This is a genomic window from Streptomyces sp. NPDC043685, assembly GCF_056436585.1.
In genome coordinates this window covers 490590-506082 of sequence record NZ_JBWKCH010000001.1, presented here as the reverse complement: position 1 = coordinate 506082, position 15493 = coordinate 490590, and the positions used below count along the sequence as shown (strand labels likewise).

The window sequence follows — 15493 nt, the reverse complement described above, 5'->3', positions numbered from 1 at the left end:
CCCTCTCCCCATGTCGCTCTACGCCGCGTACGCCGGCAACCTCGACGCGCGGCTGATGTCCCGCCGCGCCCCGCACTCGCCGCTGCGCGCCACCGGCTGGCTCAACGGATGGCGACTGACCTTCGGCGGCGAGCACATGGGCTGGGAGGGCGCGCTGCCGACGATCGTGGAGGACCCGCTCTCCCAGGTCTTCGTCTCGCTGTACGACATCGCCCCGATGGACGAGGAGTCACTCGACCGCTGGGAGGGGGTGGGCCTCGACATCTACCGCCGTACGCGCGTACGGGTCCACACCCTGGAGGGCGAGGACTCCGCCTGGGCCTTCACCCTGAACGCCTACGAGGGCGGCCTGCCCTCCGCCCGCTACCTGGGCGAGATCGCCGACGCGGCCGAGTCGGCCGGCGCCCCGCACGACTACGTGATGGAGCTCCGCAAGCGCCCCTGCTGACGGCGGCCCCGCGGCACCCCTTCGTCGGAAACGACAAGACAACGATCGCCACCCCGTGAGCTCTGCCATCTACGCGCGTAGGCAAACAGCCGCTACCCTCGTCGGCGTGAACGCATCTCTTCTTCCGGACGACATCCAGGGCGACCCGCGCGCGGCCGCCGACGCCGCCGCGGCCCGCCTGCGCGAACTGACGGGCGCCGAGACCCACGACGTCGCCCTCGTGATGGGCTCCGGCTGGGCCCCGGCCGTGGACGCCCTGGGCGCCCCCGAGGCCGAGTTCCAGGTCACCGAGCTCCCCGGGTTCCCGCCGCCGGCGGTCGAGGGCCACGGAGGCAAGATCCGCTCCTACCGGATCGGCGACAAGCGGGCCCTGGTCTTCCTGGGCCGTACGCACTACTACGAGGGCCGCGGGGTGGCGGCGGTCGCCCACGGCGTCCGCACCGCGGTGGCGGCCGGCTGCAAGACGGTCGTCCTCACCAATGGCTGCGGCGGCCTGCGCGAGGGCATGCGCCCCGGCCAGCCGGTCCTCATCAGCGACCACATCAACCTCACGGCCACCTCCCCCATCATCGGCGCGAACTTCGTCGACCTGACCGACCTGTACTCCCCGCGGCTGCGGGCCCTGTGCAAGGAGGTCGACGCCACGCTGGAGGAGGGCGTCTACGCCCAGTTCCCCGGCCCGCACTACGAGACTCCGGCCGAGATCCGCATGGCCCGCGTCATCGGCGCGGACCTGGTGGGCATGTCGACGGTCCTCGAGGCGATCGCGGCACGTGAGGCAGGCGCCGAGGTCCTGGGCATCTCCCTGGTCACGAACCTCGCGGCGGGCATGACGGGCGAGCCCCTGAACCACGAGGAGGTCCTCCAGGCGGGCCGCGACAGCGCCACCCGCATGGGCTCCCTGCTGACTCAGGTCCTGGGCCGCCTCTGAGGGACGCCCCTGCTGGTCGTCCGGCGGCTGCGGGCCCGTAATGGCTGGTCGCGCGGTTCCCCGCGCCCCCGGGGTGCTGCGGCCGCCTGCGCGACAGAGCAGCCGCCGTGGTGCGCTCCCGCACCCGCGCACGGCGAGAAGGGGCCGTGTCGGGGGGTGTCCGCCCGCAGCGGTTGGCGCGTCGACGGACGGTCAGTCGGTACGCGACCCCATAGCGCCGTTCCGAGGACGGACACCCCCGGCGCGGCCCCGCCCCCCCCGCCCCCACCCGGGGGAAGGCGCACGCACCCCCACCCCGCCGCAGGCAGGCACACCCCCACCACCGCCGCAGGCAGGCACCCACACCACACCGGAGAGGCTGACACCACACCGTGCACGAAGAACTCATCGCACAGGCCCAGGCGTGGCTCACCGAGGACCCCGACCCGGAGACCCGCACCGAGCTGGCCCGTCTCATCGACGCCGGGGACCACGCGGAACTCGCCGCCCGCTTCGGCGGCACCCTCCAGTTCGGCACCGCCGGCCTCCGCGGCGAACTGGGCGCCGGCCCCATGCGCATGAACCGCTCGGTCGTCATCCGTGCCGCCGCGGGTCTCGCCGCGTACCTCAAGAAGCAGGGCCACGACGACGGCCTCGTCGTCATCGGCTACGACGCCCGCTACAAGTCCCACGACTTCGCCCTCGACACCGCCGCCGTCATGACCGGCGCCGGCCTGCGCGCGGCCGTCCTGCCCCGCCCCCTCCCGACCCCCGTGCTCGCCTTCGCGATAAGGCACCTCGGCGCGGTCGCCGGTGTGGAGGTCACCGCCAGCCACAACCCGCCCCGCGACAACGGCTACAAGGTCTACCTCGGCGACGGCTCCCAGATCGTCCCCCCGGCGGACATCGACATCGCGGCGGAGATCGCCGCCGTCCCGTCCCTCACCACCGTCCGGCGCCCCACCGAAGGCTGGGACGTCCTCGACGACAGCGTCCTGGACGCCTACCTGGCCCGCACGGACGCCGTCCTCGCCGAGGGGTCCCCCCGCACCGCCCGCACGGTGTACACGGCGATGCACGGCGTCGGCAAGGACGTCCTCCTGGCCGCCTTCGCCCGCGCCGGCTTCCCGGAGCCGGTCCTCGTCGCGGAGCAGGCCGAGCCCGACCCGGAGTTCCCGACCGTCGCGTTCCCGAACCCGGAGGAGCCCGGCGCGATGGACCTGGCCTTCGCGACGGCCCGCGCCGGTGAGACCCCGCCGGACCTGATCATCGCCAACGACCCGGACGCGGACCGCTGCGCCGTCGCCGTACAGGACGGCCCGGACTGGCGGATGCTCCGCGGTGACGAGGTGGGCGCCCTGCTCGCAGCGCACCTGGTCCGGCGCGGGGCGACCGGCACGTTCGCGGAGTCGATCGTGTCGTCGTCGCTTCTCGGCCGGATCGCCGAGAAGGCGGGCCTGCCCCACGTCGAGACCCTCACCGGCTTCAAGTGGATCGCCCGGGCCGAGGGCCTGCGCTTCGGCTACGAGGAGGCCCTCGGCTACTGCGTGGACCCCGACGGCGTGCGCGACAAGGACGGCATCACGGCCGCGCTGCTGATCACGGAGCTGGCCTCCCAGCTGAAGCAGGAGGGCCGCACGCTCCTCGACCTGCTGGACGACCTGGCGGTGGAGCACGGCCTGCACGCGACGGACCAGCTCTCGGTCCGGGTCGAGGACCTGTCCCTCATCGCCGCCGCGATGCACCGCCTGCGCGAGCAGCCCCCGACGCAGCTGGCCGGCCTGCCGGTCACCCGCAGCGAGGACCTGACCCTGGGTACGGCCGACCTCCCGCCCACGGACGGTCTGCGCTACACCCTCGACGGCGCCCGGGTGATCGTCCGCCCGAGCGGCACCGAGCCGAAGCTGAAGTGCTACCTGGAGGTCGTGATCCCTGTCGCGTCCTCCGAAGACCTCCCGGCGGCTCGCGCCGAGGCCGCGGACGTCCTGGAGTCGATCAAGCGCGACCTGTCGGCGGCGGCCGGCATCTGAGGCAGGAGGCCGGGGCGTCGGCCGGGTCCACGCCACCGCCCCGGCCGACGGCTCAGGAACTCTTCCGGGCGGCCTCCCGCCGCTGCCGCTTGCCGAGAGGCGCCTGGGAGAGGTCCTCGGTGGTGGACCTGAGGTTCTTGTAGCCGTACCCGCGCTGCTCCAGCCACTCCCGCGCGGCCCCCTCGGCCCGTTCGGCGGCCTCCAGGATGTCCTCCTCGGTCTCCCCGGAGTCCAGGAACCGGAAGGTGAAGGCGGGCCGCACGGCGATGTCGTACGTGAGGCTCCCCTCGAGTGTGAAGGCGGCGCGCAGCAGGTCGTGCTCGGCGGCCCGCTCCAGCAGCTCGGCACGCTGGCCGGCGCTCAGCCCGTCGAAGACGCCCCGGACGGTGACACGGAAGGTACGGGTGCTCATCCCCCGAACCTAGGCGCGCGCCTCGCAGGGCTCCACCGGTTTTCCCGCGGCCCGGGGCCGGAGCCCTCCGGCCCCGGCACTCCCCGGCGCTCCCCGGCACTCCCCCGGCTCGCTACGGGCCTCCAGGGGAGCCGCACCCGCGCCGCCCCACGGCCCCCTCACCGGGCCACGGGCCGTCACCGCGCCACCCCCACGGGGGTCTCCTCACCGGGCCACCGGGCTGTCCCCGCGGCACCCCACGGCCCCCGCACCGGGCCACGGGCCGTCCCCGCGCCACCCACGGGTCCCCTCAGTCCACCGGGCCGTGCCCGCGACACCCCACGGCCCGCACCGGACCACCCCGCGCCACCCCCGTGGTGCTCGTGCTCGTCGCGATCGCCCTGCTCGCGCCGGTCATCACGAGCTGGTGGGCCAGGACCCCACGGCCCCCACACCGAACCACCGAGCCACCCCCGGCTCCGGACCACCCCCGGCTCCGGCCCGGCCCGGCCCGGCGCGACCCGGCCCCGACGACCCCGTCAGCCCACCACCACGAGGATCAGCACCAGCACGGCCCCCGCGACCGCGGGCGCCAGCACCTCGTAGGCCCACCGCACGCTCACCGCACCCCGCGCCGACGCCGCCTCGTGCCGCGCTTCGCGCAGCGCCCGCAGCTCGTCCATGATCCGGTCGGTCTCCGCCCGCACGGGCCCGTCCGAGATCGGCTCCCGGCTGAGGCCCTGCCCCAGCCCCGCGGTCATCCCGAGCGCGCTGCCGCGGCCCTCGTCCCGTCCCATCGCACGCCGCGCCTGCGCCGTCGCCCGCGACTCGCGCCGCGCGGCCTTCTTGCGCGCGCGCAGCGAGACCGGCACGGCCCACAGCTGGTACTTGGCACCGGACTCGGTGAGGACCTCGTTCGAGTAGGCGGAGCGCAGGGCGGCGACCTGCGCCCAGGGCACGACCACGACGCGGAAGGGGTTGCGGATCCGGAGGCGGTCGTCGCCTGCGTACACGGCGGGCCGCAGGGTGAAGGCGACGATCAGCGGCACGACGAGGAGCAGCACGGCGAGTGCCAGCCACGGCGTGCGCCCTTCGCCGGAGATCACCGCGTCGATGCCGAGCCACCCGGTGAGGGCGAGCAGCAGCACGCCACCGGCGATGGCCGGGGCCGACCGGTACACCCGGTCCTGGGACTCGGGCTCCGAAGGCTGCGGCGCGGGCGACTGGGACTCGGGGCTCGTCATGTCTCGATTCTGCCGGACCGTTCCGCGCGTCCGTCATCCGCCCGAGGACAAGGGGCGCACACGTTCGTCATCCGCCCGAGAACACCGGGCGCACGCGTTCGTCGTCCGCCCGAGGACAACGGGCGCACGCGTGGTCATTGGCCCGAGAACACCGGGCGCATCCGTCCGCGAAGAACCCGGGGGCTGTACAGCCGCTACGCGCGTAGATATGCTCGTCTGGTGACCATGCCCAGTTCTGCACTCACCGCAGCTCACCCCCTCAAGGACGTCGCCTCGTCCGACAGCGCGCTGCGCCGCTTCCTCCACGGGCTCCCCGGCGTCGACGCGGTCGGACTCGAGGGCCGTGCGGCCTCCCTCGGCACGCGATCGATCAAGACGACCGCGAAGGCCTACGCCATCGACCTCGCCATCTCGATGGTCGACCTGACGACGCTGGAAGGCGCGGACACCCCGGGCAAGGTCCGGGCGCTCGGCGCGAAGGCGGTCCGCCCCGACCCGACGGACCGTACGACGCCCGCCACCGCGGCGGTCTGCGTCTACCCCGACATGGTGGCCGTGGCCAAGGAAGCCGTCGCCGGCTCCGGCGTGAAGGTCGCCTCGGTGGCCACGGCGTTCCCGGCCGGCCGCGCCGCGCTCGACGTCAAGCTGGCGGACGTGCGCGACGCCGTCGCCGCCGGTGCGGACGAGATCGACATGGTCATCGACCGCGGGGCGTTCCTGGCGGGTCGATACTTGAAGGTGTACGACGAGATCACCGCCGTGAAGGAGGCCTGCGGGACCTCCGCGCGCCTGAAGGTCATCTTCGAGACGGGCGAGCTCTCGACGTACGACAACATCCGCCGCGCGAGCTGGCTCGGGATGCTGGCGGGGGCGGACTTCATCAAGACCTCCACCGGAAAGGTCGCGGTCAACGCGACCCCGGCGAACACGCTGCTCATGCTGGAGGCGGTGCGCGACTTCCGCGCCCAGACCGGCATCCAGGTGGGTGTGAAGCCGGCCGGTGGCATCCGCACCTCCAAGGACGCCATCAAGTTCCTCGTGCTGGTCAACGAGACGGCGGGCGAGGACTGGCTGGACAACCACTGGTTCCGCTTCGGCGCCTCCTCGCTGCTGAACGACCTGCTGATGCAGCGGCAGAAGCTGGCCACCGGCCGCTACTCCGGTCCCGACTACGTGACGGTGGACTGATCACCATGGCACCCGTATTCGATTACGCCCCGGCCCCCGAGTCGCGCTCGATCGCCGACATCGCGCCCTCGTACGGCCTGTTCATCGACGGCGAGTTCGTCGAAGCGGCGGACGGCAAGGTCTTCAAGACCGTCTCCCCGTCCACCGAGGAGGTCCTGTCCGAGATCGCCCAGGCCGGTTCCGAGGACGTCGACCGTGCGGTGAAGGCCGCGCGCCGGGCGTTCGGGACGTGGTCGGCGCTGCCGGGCGCGGAGCGCGCGAAGTACCTCTTCCGGATCGCCCGCATCATCCAGGAGCGCTCCCGCGAGCTCGCCGTCCTGGAGACGCTCGACAACGGCAAGCCGATCAAGGAGACGCGCGACGCCGACCTCCCCCTGGTCGCCGCGCACTTCTTCTACTACGCGGGCTGGGCCGACAAGCTCGACCACGCGGGCTTCGGCGCGAACCCCCGGCCGCTCGGTGTCGCGGGCCAGGTCATCCCCTGGAACTTCCCGCTGCTGATGCTGGCGTGGAAGATCGCCCCGGCGCTGGCGACGGGCAACACGGTGGTGCTGAAGCCCGCCGAGACGACGCCCCTGTCCGCGCTGTTCTTCGCGGACATCTGCCGCCAGGCGGGCCTGCCCAAGGGTGTTGTCAACATCCTCCCGGGCTACGGCGACGCCGGTGCGGCGCTGGTCGCCCACCCGGACGTGAACAAGGTCGCCTTCACCGGCTCCACTGCCGTCGGCAAGGAGATCGCCCGCACGGTCGCCGGGACCCGCAAGAAGGTCACGCTGGAACTGGGCGGCAAGGGCGCGAACATCGTCTTCGACGACGCCCCGATCGACCAGGCCGTCGAGGGCATCGTCAACGGCATCTTCTTCAACCAGGGCCAGGTCTGCTGCGCGGGCTCCCGCCTGCTGGTCCAGGAGTCGATCCAGGAGGAGCTGCTCGACTCCCTCAAGCGGCGCCTGTCCACGCTCCGCCTCGGTGACCCGCTGGACAAGAACACCGACATCGGCGCGATCAACTCCGAGGAGCAGCTGACCCGCATCACCTCGCTCGTCGAGCAGGGCGAGGCGGAGGGCGCCGAGCGCTGGTCCCCGGCGTGCGAACTGCCGGAGAGCGGCTACTGGTTCGCCCCGACGCTGTTCACGAACGTCACCCAGGCGCACCGGATCGCCCGCGACGAGATCTTCGGCCCGGTGCTGTCGGTGCTGACCTTCCGCACGCCGGACGAGGCGGTCGCCAAGGCCAACAACACGCAGTACGGCCTGTCCGCCGGCATCTGGACGGAGAAGGGCTCGCGCATCCTGGCGGTCGCGAACAAGCTCCGCGCGGGTGTCGTCTGGTCCAACACGTTCAACAAGTTCGACCCGACGTCGCCGTTCGGCGGTTACAAGGAGTCGGGCTTCGGCCGCGAGGGCGGCCGCCACGGCCTGGAGGCATACCTCGATGTCTGACACGCGACTGAGTGTCCTCAAGACCTACAAGCTGTACGTCGGCGGGAAGTTCCCGCGTTCCGAGAGCGGCCGGGTGTACGAGGTGACCGACTCGAAGGGCAACTGGCTGGCCAACGCGCCCCTGTCATCCCGCAAGGACGCGCGTGACGCGGTCGTCGCCGCGCGCAAGGCGTTCGGCGGCTGGTCCGGGGCGACGGCGTACAACCGGGGCCAGGTGCTCTACCGCGTGGCCGAGATGCTGGAGGGCCGCCGGGGCCAGTTCACCCGTGAGGTGGCCGAGGCGGAGGGCCTGTCGAAGTCCAGGGCGGCGGCGGTCGTGGACGCCACGATCGACCGCTGGGTCTGGTACGCGGGCTGGACCGACAAGATCGCCCAGGTGGTCGGCGGCGGCAACCCGGTCGCGGGCCCGTTCTTCAACCTCTCCTCCCCCGAACCGACGGGCGTGGTCGCGGTCCTGGCCCCCCAGGAGTCGTCCTTCCTGGGCCTGGTGTCCGTGCTGGCCCCGGTGATCGCGACGGGCAACACGGCGGTCGTGGTGGCGAGCGAGAAGGCCCCGCTGCCCGCCCTGTCCCTGGCCGAGGTCCTGGCCACCTCGGACGTCCCCGGCGGCGTGGTCAACATCCTGTCGGGCCGCACGGCCGAGATCGCCACCCCGCTCGCCGCCCACCAGGACGTCAACGCGATCGACCTCGCGGGCGCCGACGAGGTCCTCGCGAAGGAGCTGGAGATCGCGGCGGCCGACAATCTCAAGCGCGTCCTGCGTCCACAGCCTGTGGATTACACGCAGACCCCCGGCATCGACCGCCTGACGGCGTTCCTGGAGACCAAGACGGTCTGGCACCCCACGGGTTCACTGGGCGCGTCGGGTTCCTCGTACTGACCCCGCACCCCCGCATACGGAAGCCCTGGCCCTCCTCCGTCCAGGAGGGGCGGGGCTTCTTCTCTGACCGTGCGGCCGACAGAGGAAGGCGCCTTCGCCCTCCCCCCGGCCTCCTTGCCTACCGCTGCGACAGCAGCCCGGTCGCCTGCCCCACCAGTGGGATGCTGCCGATCGACTGCGCCTGGGCCACCGGCCCCGTCAGCGCCTGGGACGTCATCGGCTTGAAGTCGGCGAGGTCGGTGCCGATGCCGTTGTCGAGCGGGTCCACGCCCGTGCCGGCGAGCGGGTTGGGCTTGAGGCCGGCGACCGGGCCTGTGACGTAGCCGAGGGTGCCGGTGGCGGCCTGGAGGCCGGACTGGGGGTCGATCCTGCCGAGGGAGGTGGGCCGGGTGTTGACCACGCCCAGGATCGACTCCGTGTCCGCCGCGGCCGTCGCCGTGCCCGCCCCCAGCGCCACGCCCGCGGTCGCGAGGACGGCCAGGGCGCGCCGGGCGGCCGGGTTGGTGGGGGAGTCGTGTCGGGCCATGGGTGCCACCTTCTGATGCACTGGGTGATCGGGTCGGGACCGAGGGTAGTTGAGGTGTGACGCGCGCATCAAAGCCGACCCGCAGGGCGTACGGCCCCCGGTGGATGCCTCACACTGGTGTCCCGTGAGTTCTCCACTGCCCCTACCGACGCGAGTCGTGCTGCTCTGCGGCCCTTCCGGCTCCGGCAAGTCCCTTCTCGCGGCCCGCTCCGGTCTCCCGGTGCTGCGGCTCGACGACTTCTACAAGGAGGGCGACGACCCGACCCTGCCCCTGGTGGCGGAGAGCTCCGACATCGACTGGGACCACCCGGACTCGTGGGACGCGGACACGGCCGTCGCCGCGATAGCCCGCCTGTGCCGCACGGGCCGTACGCAGGTTCCCGTCTACGACCTGTCGCTCAGCGCCCGCACCGGTGAGGAGACCGTCGACGTCGGGCGGACCCCGCTGTTCATCGCGGAGGGCATCTTCGCCGCGGAGATCGTCACCCGCTGCCGCGAACTCGGCCTCCTCGCCGACGCGCTGTGTCTGAGCCGCGGTCCGGTGCGGACCTTCCGCCGCCGCTTCCTGCGCGATCTGAAGGAGGGCCGCAAGTCGGTGCCGTTCCTGCTGCGCCGCGGCTGGCGTCTGATGCGACAGGAGCGGACGATCGTCGCCCGCCAGACGGCACTGGGCGCGTACGCCTGCGACCGCGACGAGGCGATGGGCCGGCTGACGGCAGCGGCGGCCGGCCGGTTCGCGGGGCTGGGCACGGCGGTCTGATGCCCCGGGCGGACGCCGGGGCCGCGCTCGCGACCGAATTGGGCGCACGGGCGGAGGACGTCCAACGGGTGCGCACCCCGCGCGGGGGCACCCTCCTGGGCTTCCGGTGCGCGCCGGACGCGTGCCTGGACGTGTGGCGGCGCGCCTGTGAGCGCTACCCGGCCACGGGATGGTGGCCGTTCATCACCCACACCCCGCCGTCGGACTGGGAGTGGGCGGAACTGCCGGGCGGCAGTCACCGCGGCGAGGCCCGCGTGCCTTTCGTCGACACACTGATGGAGCTTCAGGCGGCGGAGCTGCTCCAGGAGGCGGAGACGTTCCGGCCACCGACGGGACACCTCCCCGTGCGGGACCTGGACGACCTGGCCCGACGTCTCACTGCCGCCGTTCCGCACCCCGCGCCGCCCCGCCCCGCGGAAACACACCTCGCCACCTTCTTCGTGGGGCCCCCGGAGTGGATCTGCCTCGTCCCCACCGAGGACCCGGCCGGCCTGCCGGAACTCCTGGACGCGCCCGACACACCGAACCACACCCCCTTCCCCGGCGAGGAATCCCTCTCCTACCAGGATCACGCCGACGTCCTGCGCGAGTGGCACGACCGGTTCGGGGCCGAGATCTGCTACCTCGACAGCGACGCGCTCCTGCTGTCGGTCGAGAGTCCTCCTACGGATCCGCTCCAGGCGGCGCGGGTCGCGATCGAGCAGTACGCGTACTGCCCCGACTTCGACCAGCTCATCGGCGGGCTGCCGGAGATCGCCGCTCATCAGGCGCCGACACCGTTCTGGTTCTTCTGGTGGGACTGAGCCGACCGGCGGACGGGAGGAGCACACGGCACGAAAAGCGGGACTGGACGGACCCCCCGGCCCTCCAGTCCCGCTTCCGTGCTCCCCCGTTGCCCTCCCCCGCTCTCCCGCGATGACGCCCCCCGGCGTCCCCGCGGTCCCCCACTCTCCCGCGAAGACGCCCCCCAGCGTCCGTACGGTTCCCCCGTGGGCCCCCTTGTGGTGCTCCCCCCCGTACCTTCAGGCGACGAGCTCGCCGAAGGCGTCTTCCTCGTCACGGCCGAAGCTGAGGACCTCGTCCTCGCGCAGCCGGCGGAGCGACCGCCAGATGCTGGACTTCACCGTGCCGACACTGATGTCGAGGATCTCCGCGATCTCCGGGTCCGTGCGGCCCTCGTAGTAGCGCAGGACCAGCATGGTGCGCTGGAGTTCGGGCAGCCGGGCCAGCGCCTGCCACAGGACCGCGCGCAGCTCGGTGCCGCGCATCGCGTCCGTGTCGCCGGCCGTCTCCGGCAGTTCCTCGGTCGGGTACTCGTTGAGCTTGCGGCGCCGCCAGGCGCTGATGTGCAGGTTCGTCATGGTGCGGCGCAGGTAACCGCCGACCGCCGCCTTGTCACTGATCCGGTCCCACGCCCGGTAGGTCGAGAACAGCGCGCTCTGGAGCAGGTCCTCGGCCTCGAAGCGGTCACCGGTGAGGTGATAGGCGGTCGCGTACAGGGAGGCGCGGCGCTCCTTGACGTAGGCCGTGAACGCCGCTTCGGCATCCGCGGTCTCCGTCAGCGAGCGGCGCTCCCCCGAGCCCTCCCCGTACGCTGCTCCCCCGTTGGTGCCCGTGGCTGCTGCCGCCGCGGACCCCTTGTCGATCTCCCCCGTGGGTGCGTCGACCACCGTCATGTAGGCGGTGTGCTGACGCCCGGCGCCGCGAGCGCACCCCCGCACGCTCACTACACCGGCCTTCTCGGAACCCCTGTGCACGTCGTGCAGACGCGTGACAACTGCGCTGGTGCTGATGCCGTGCAGCGTGTTCATCTCGCGCCCCCCGTCGTGGACTTCCGTTGTGCGGCCCGCCTGTTGGGGCGGGCTTCCTTGCCTGTGCCGAAAAGCTTGCCGCCGCACTTTCATGGCCGTGTCCGCCGACTGTCACAGGCCTGTCACAGGGGTCGGGCACAGGCCGACCACAGCCCCAGCACACGCGTCGGCGGTACCGGCCATAACGAGTGGGCCCCACCGGTCGAACCCCGAGCCCTCCATGGGCCAGAATGAGCGCGTGCCTTCCCTGTTGCTGATCGAGGACGACGACGCCATCCGGACGGCCCTGGAGCTCTCACTGACGCGCCAGGGCCACCGCGTGGCGACCGCTGCCAGCGGTGAGGACGGTCTGAAGCTCCTTCGCGAGCAGCGGCCGGATCTGATCGTGCTGGACGTGATGCTGCCCGGCATCGACGGGTTCGAGGTGTGCCGGCGCATCCGGCGCACGGACCAGTTGCCGATCATCCTGCTGACCGCGCGCAACGATGACATCGACGTGGTGGTCGGGCTGGAGTCCGGCGCCGACGACTATGTCGTCAAACCGGTGCAGGGGCGGGTGCTCGACGCCCGGATCCGGGCCGTGCTGCGGCGCGGCGAGCGGGAGTCGAACGACGCGGCGAGCTTCGGCAGCCTCGTCATCGACCGCTCGGCGATGACCGTGACGAAGAACGGCGAGGACCTCCAGCTCACGCCGACCGAGCTGCGGCTGCTGCTGGAGCTGAGCCGGCGGCCGGGCCAGGCGCTGTCCCGGCAGCAGTTGCTGCGGCTGGTGTGGGAGCACGACTACCTGGGCGACTCGCGGCTGGTGGACGCCTGTGTCCAGCGGCTGCGCGCCAAGGTCGAGGACGTGCCGTCGTCCCCGACGCTGATCCGTACCGTGCGGGGTGTCGGCTACCGGCTGGACGCGCCTCAGTGACCCAGGCGCACCAAGGGGGGGCCCACGGCTGGACCGGGGCGCGCAAGGGAGTTCTGTCGGGGCTGCGCTTCACCAGCCTGCGGCTGCGACTGGTCGTGGTCTTCGGGCTGGTGGCGCTGACGGCCGCCGTGTCCGCGTCCGGCATCGCGTACTGGCTCAACCGCGAGGCGGTGCTCACCCGCACCCAGGACGCGGTGCTGCGCGACTTCGAGCAGGAGATGCAGAACCGGGCGGGCGCGCTGCCCGAGCGGCCGACGCAGGACGAGTTGCAGCACACCGCGGGCCAGATGGCGGGCAGCGACCAGCGCTTCAGCGTGCTGCTGGTCGGCCGCGACAGCGCGGGCCGCACGGTCTACGGCAGCTCCGGCGGGCTGAACGGCTTCTCGCTGCGCGACGTGCCGAAGTCGCTGCGCACGGCGGTGAACCGGACGCAGAAGGTCGACGGGTCCAACAAGCACCCGTACCACCTGTACTGGCAGCGGATAGTCGACCACGACACCCCGTACCTGGTGGCGGGTACGCGGGTGATCGGTGGCGGCCCGACCGGTTACATGCTCAAGTCGCTGGAGCCGGAGGCCAAGGACCTCAACTCGCTGGCCTGGTCGCTGGGCATCGCCACGGGGCTGGCACTGATCGGCTCGGCGCTGCTCGCGCAGGCCGCGGCGACGACCGTGCTGAAGCCGGTGCAGCGGCTCGGGACGGCGGCTCGGCGGCTCGGCGAGGGGAAGCTGGACACCCGGCTGCGGGTGTCCGGGACCGATGAACTCGCCGATCTGTCGCGGACGTTCAACAACGCCGCCGAGGCGCTGGAGAAACGGGTCGCCGACATGGCCGCGCGCGACGAGGCCTCCCGTCGGTTCGTGGCCGACATGAGCCACGAGCTGCGCACGCCGCTCACCGCGATCACCGCCGTGACGGAGGTGCTCGAGGAGGAGCTGGAGGCGGAGACCGGCAGCATGGACCCGATGATCGAGCCCGCGGTCCGGCTGGTGGTCAGCGAGACGCGGCGGCTGAACGACCTGGTCGAGAACCTGATGGAGGTCACCCGCTTCGACGCGGGCACCGCCCGGCTCGTCCTGGACGACGTCGACCTCGCCGACCAGATCACCGCCTGCATCGACGCCCGCGCCTGGCTGGACGCGGTCGATCTGGACGCCGAGCGCGGCCTGCACGCCCGGCTGGATCCGCGGCGGCTGGACGTCATCCTGGCCAACCTCATCGGCAACGCGCTCAAGCACGGCGGCTCCCCGGTGCGGGTCTCCGTGCGGGAGGCGGAGGAGTGGATCGTCATCGAGGTGCGGGACCACGGACCCGGCATCCCGCAGGACGTCCTGCCGCACGTCTTCGACCGCTTCTACAAGGCCAGCGCCTCCCGGCCGCGTTCGGAGGGCAGCGGCCTGGGCCTGTCCATCGCGCTGGAGAACGCCCACATCCACGGCGGTGAGATCACCGCGGCCAACTCGCCCGACTCGGGCGCGGTGTTCACCCTGCGGCTCCCGCGCGGCACGTCCCCGGCGGAGGAGCATCCCGCCGAGGACGAGGTGCGGCCCGGCGGCGACACCGACCGGCCGCAGGGCGAGGATTCGAAGGGGGACGCCTGATGACCGCGCGTTTCGCGGCCGTGCCCCGGCTGCTGGCCGTTCCGGTGCTCGCCGTGCTGCTGGCCGGCTGCGGGATCCGGGCCACCGAGGTGCCGACGAACTTCGGGCCCGCGCCCTCGCGGGTGCAGTGCTCGCTCACCGAGCCGGACGTCTCGACGCAGGCCGCCCGTGGGCTGCCGGTGCAGGTGTTCCTGCTGTGCGGCTCCTCGCTGGTGACCGTCGACCGGGCCGTGCGGGTCCCGGACGGCGCGGCCGACTCCGAGCGGCGCATCCTGGTCGCGCAGGGCCTGCTGGACCAGCTCGCCACACCGCCGTCGACCGCCGAGAAGGAGGCCGGGTACAGCACGGACGTCCGCACCGGCATCTCCGTGGGCGGGCCGCGTCCTGGCGACCCGGAGGACACGCTGCGGCTGAGCACGGCACCGGCCGGACTCACCTCGTACGCCCTCGCGCAGATCGTGTGCACCTTCTCCGACTCGGCGGCGGCCGAGGGGGACGGCTCGGTGGTCCTGGGCGGGCCGGGCGCCGAGGCACCGCGCCGCTACGAGTGCACCGACGAGGTGCGGGCCCGGCCGGGCAGTTCGGAACCGCCGTCCAAGGACGTGGCCGGGGAGTGACCCGCCCGGGCTGTGGCGCATGCCTCACCGGCCGATCGGGGCCCCTCCCGGAACCGATCCGGCCGCGGGCCGCGTCTAGGGGGACGTGCAGCGTCAAGGCTCCATCGGCGGCAGCGCCGCGTTCCGCATCCGTGTGACAGGAGGTGTCCTCCTCGTCGCCCACCTCGCGTTCGTCGCCTGGTTCACGCTGCGGCCGCTGGACGTGCCCTGGGTGATGCCGGCCAACTTGCGGCCATTCGCCGGTATCCGGGCCGATCTCGCCCTGGGCTGGCCCGAGGCGGCCCGCAGGATCGGTGAGGGGCTGGCCCTGCTCGCCCCGCTGGGTGTGCTGCTGCCGGTGGTGAGCGGCCGGCTGGCCGTCTCGCCGCTGGTGTCCCTGCTGCGCACCGTCGCGGCCGGCGCCCTGCTCTCCTGGGGCATCGAACTGCTCCAGACCGGTGTGCCCGGTCAGGTCGTCGACGTCGACTCGCTGCTGCTGAACACCGTGGGCGTGGCTCTCGCGCATCTCGCGCTGGTCCCGGCCGGCCGCTCCTGGCTGCGCCGCCGCACCACCGCCCGTCCGCTCCGCACGCCCCTCCCCACGGAGGAGCCGGCTCAGGGTCGGACCCCGACGATTCCCAGGGTCGGGATCGCCCCGTGGAGCGACGCTTTGCCCCCTTCGTCTCCGTAGCGTGGAGTGCAGATGGGGTACTCGGACGAGAGGCCTCACGCACCCTCACGAAGGAGCCG

Annotated in this window: 16 protein-coding genes; 12 read left to right on the top strand and 4 right to left on the bottom strand. The window is 72.7% G+C overall.

Annotated elements, in window-relative coordinates; genetic code table 11:
- Nucleotides 1–10 precede the first annotated feature (10 nt).
- The 3 genes from AC0665_RS02445 to AC0665_RS02435 all read left to right on the top strand — a co-directional run bounded on the left by AC0665_RS02445 (nt 11) and on the right by AC0665_RS02435 (nt 3388).
- The gene (locus AC0665_RS02445) at nt 11–448 is read left to right on the top strand and encodes a gamma-glutamylcyclotransferase family protein (protein ID WP_363118430.1); all 438 of its coding nucleotides are present in this window, start codon (nt 11–13) and stop codon (nt 446–448) included.
- 106 nt (nt 449–554) lie between these two features.
- Complete coding sequence (locus AC0665_RS02440) at nt 555–1379, top strand: purine-nucleoside phosphorylase (RefSeq protein WP_478604953.1); 825 nt, start codon at nt 555–557, stop codon at nt 1377–1379.
- A 371-nt stretch (nt 1380–1750) separates the two neighbouring features.
- Complete coding sequence (locus AC0665_RS02435; RefSeq protein WP_478704281.1) at nt 1751–3388, top strand: phospho-sugar mutase; 1638 nt, start codon at nt 1751–1753, stop codon at nt 3386–3388.
- A 52-nt stretch (nt 3389–3440) separates the two neighbouring features.
- On the opposite strand, the gene AC0665_RS02430 is transcribed toward AC0665_RS02435, so the two are convergent.
- Together AC0665_RS02430 and AC0665_RS02425 are read right to left on the bottom strand one after the other, a co-directional pair.
- Nucleotides 3441–3800 (bottom strand): DUF6204 family protein, encoded by a 360-nt coding sequence (locus AC0665_RS02430; RefSeq protein ID WP_478604957.1) that lies wholly within the window; start codon nt 3798–3800, stop codon nt 3441–3443.
- A 518-nt stretch (nt 3801–4318) separates the two neighbouring features.
- A complete protein-coding gene (locus AC0665_RS02425) occupies nt 4319–5023 on the bottom strand; it encodes a PH domain-containing protein (RefSeq protein WP_468407003.1) in 705 nt (234 codons plus the stop codon).
- 225 nt (nt 5024–5248) lie between these two features.
- Between AC0665_RS02425 and deoC the strand changes: the two genes are divergently transcribed.
- Genes deoC through AC0665_RS02410 form a run of 3 tightly spaced genes read left to right on the top strand, consistent with a single transcriptional unit; the run spans nt 5249 to nt 8533 of the window.
- Complete coding sequence (deoC, locus tag AC0665_RS02420; RefSeq protein ID WP_363118436.1) at nt 5249–6211, top strand: deoxyribose-phosphate aldolase; 963 nt, start codon at nt 5249–5251, stop codon at nt 6209–6211.
- 5 nt (nt 6212–6216) lie between these two features.
- Nucleotides 6217–7653, top strand: a complete 1437-nt coding sequence (locus tag AC0665_RS02415) for an aldehyde dehydrogenase family protein (protein ID WP_478704280.1) — start codon at nt 6217–6219, stop codon at nt 7651–7653.
- Complete coding sequence (locus tag AC0665_RS02410) at nt 7646–8533, top strand: aldehyde dehydrogenase family protein (protein WP_468407001.1); 888 nt, start codon at nt 7646–7648, stop codon at nt 8531–8533. Before AC0665_RS02415 ends, AC0665_RS02410 begins: the two co-directional genes overlap by 8 nt.
- 118 nt (nt 8534–8651) lie before the next feature.
- Here the strand turns inward: AC0665_RS02410 and AC0665_RS02405 are convergent, their stop codons facing one another.
- The gene (locus AC0665_RS02405) at nt 8652–9059 is read right to left on the bottom strand and encodes a hypothetical protein (RefSeq protein ID WP_468406999.1); all 408 of its coding nucleotides are present in this window, start codon (nt 9057–9059) and stop codon (nt 8652–8654) included.
- A 124-nt stretch (nt 9060–9183) separates the two neighbouring features.
- Here AC0665_RS02405 and AC0665_RS02400 point away from each other — a divergent pair, with 124 nt between their 5' ends.
- Together AC0665_RS02400 and AC0665_RS02395 are read left to right on the top strand one after the other, a co-directional pair.
- Complete coding sequence (locus AC0665_RS02400) at nt 9184–9819, top strand: uridine kinase family protein (RefSeq protein ID WP_468406997.1); 636 nt, start codon at nt 9184–9186, stop codon at nt 9817–9819.
- Nucleotides 9819–10622, top strand: a complete 804-nt coding sequence (locus AC0665_RS02395) for a DUF4253 domain-containing protein (RefSeq protein WP_478704279.1) — start codon at nt 9819–9821, stop codon at nt 10620–10622. The genes AC0665_RS02400 and AC0665_RS02395 overlap by 1 nt, the downstream gene beginning before the upstream one ends.
- Nucleotides 10623–10841: 219 nt before the next feature.
- On the opposite strand, the gene AC0665_RS02390 is transcribed toward AC0665_RS02395, so the two are convergent.
- Nucleotides 10842–11630, bottom strand: a complete 789-nt coding sequence (locus AC0665_RS02390) for a SigE family RNA polymerase sigma factor (protein ID WP_478704278.1) — start codon at nt 11628–11630, stop codon at nt 10842–10844.
- Nucleotides 11631–11868: 238 nt separating this feature from the next.
- Here AC0665_RS02390 and afsQ1 point away from each other — a divergent pair, with 238 nt between their 5' ends.
- The 4 genes from afsQ1 to AC0665_RS02370 all read left to right on the top strand — a co-directional run bounded on the left by afsQ1 (nt 11869) and on the right by AC0665_RS02370 (nt 15434).
- A complete protein-coding gene (gene afsQ1, locus AC0665_RS02385) occupies nt 11869–12546 on the top strand; it encodes a two-component system response regulator AfsQ1 (protein WP_097219620.1) in 678 nt (225 codons plus the stop codon).
- Nucleotides 12543–14147, top strand: coding sequence for an ATP-binding protein (locus tag AC0665_RS02380; RefSeq protein ID WP_478507336.1), 1605 nt, complete (start codon nt 12543–12545; stop codon nt 14145–14147). The genes afsQ1 and AC0665_RS02380 overlap by 4 nt, the downstream gene beginning before the upstream one ends.
- Nucleotides 14147–14764 (top strand): hypothetical protein, encoded by a 618-nt coding sequence (locus tag AC0665_RS02375; protein WP_363118443.1) that lies wholly within the window; start codon nt 14147–14149, stop codon nt 14762–14764. Before AC0665_RS02380 ends, AC0665_RS02375 begins: the two co-directional genes overlap by 1 nt.
- A gap of 85 nt (nt 14765–14849) precedes the next feature.
- Nucleotides 14850–15434, top strand: coding sequence for a VanZ family protein (locus AC0665_RS02370; RefSeq protein ID WP_478507337.1), 585 nt, complete (start codon nt 14850–14852; stop codon nt 15432–15434).
- The last annotated feature ends 59 nt before the right edge of the window (nt 15435–15493 follow it).

Bases quoted from the DNA above. Each gene is read 5' to 3' on its own strand.
- AC0665_RS02445 (WP_363118430.1), top strand. From the start codon at position 11: ATGTCGCTCTACGCCGCGTACGCCGGCAACCTCGACGCGCGGCTGATG.
- AC0665_RS02395 (WP_478704279.1), top strand. From the start codon at position 9,819: ATGCCCCGGGCGGACGCCGGGGCCGCGCTCGCGACCGAATTGGGCGCA.
- AC0665_RS02430 (WP_478604957.1), bottom strand. From the start codon at position 3,800: ATGAGCACCCGTACCTTCCGTGTCACCGTCCGGGGCGTCTTCGACGGG.
- AC0665_RS02410 (WP_468407001.1), top strand. From the start codon at position 7,646: ATGTCTGACACGCGACTGAGTGTCCTCAAGACCTACAAGCTGTACGTC.
- AC0665_RS02375 (WP_363118443.1), top strand. From the start codon at position 14,147: ATGACCGCGCGTTTCGCGGCCGTGCCCCGGCTGCTGGCCGTTCCGGTG.
- AC0665_RS02390 (WP_478704278.1), bottom strand. From the start codon at position 11,630: ATGAACACGCTGCACGGCATCAGCACCAGCGCAGTTGTCACGCGTCTG.
- deoC (WP_363118436.1), top strand. From the start codon at position 5,249: ATGCCCAGTTCTGCACTCACCGCAGCTCACCCCCTCAAGGACGTCGCC.
- AC0665_RS02415 (WP_478704280.1), top strand. From the start codon at position 6,217: ATGGCACCCGTATTCGATTACGCCCCGGCCCCCGAGTCGCGCTCGATC.
- AC0665_RS02405 (WP_468406999.1), bottom strand. From the start codon at position 9,059: ATGGCCCGACACGACTCCCCCACCAACCCGGCCGCCCGGCGCGCCCTG.
- AC0665_RS02425 (WP_468407003.1), bottom strand. From the start codon at position 5,023: ATGACGAGCCCCGAGTCCCAGTCGCCCGCGCCGCAGCCTTCGGAGCCC.